Raw genomic sequence first — 319 nt, 5'->3', positions numbered from 1 at the left:
GGGAATACCATAAAGTTGTTTCCAAAGCAGTCTATATTGCGACGGCTATCAATGAAAACAATCAAAGAGAAGTCATTGGTTTAAAAATTGATCATGTCGAAAGTTTTGAAGCTTGGCAAGGGTTTCTACAAGACCTAAAATCACGAGGTTTACAATCACCCAAATTAGTCATTTCAGATGCGCATGCAGGATTAAAGAAGGCAATTCAGCGAGAGTTTATCGGTACAACTTGGCAACGTTGCACGGTCCATTTTAAACGAAACATTATTGAGAGGTTACCAAAGAAAGAAGTAAGACAAATAATAGTTGATATGAAAAG

1 protein-coding gene is annotated in these 319 nt (G+C 36.7%); it reads left to right on the top strand.

The genetic code is table 11. The features are described 5' to 3' along the window. Positions 1 to 319: transposase (locus tag FG384_RS20515; RefSeq protein ID WP_205961805.1), on the top strand; the 319-nt coding region annotated here is incomplete at both ends.

The sequence above is a fragment of the Psychrobacillus vulpis genome, assembly GCF_006861825.1.
In the GTDB taxonomy this organism is placed as follows: domain Bacteria; phylum Bacillota; class Bacilli; order Bacillales_A; family Planococcaceae; genus Psychrobacillus; species Psychrobacillus vulpis.
This window is presented reverse-complemented; position numbering and strand designations above follow the sequence as displayed.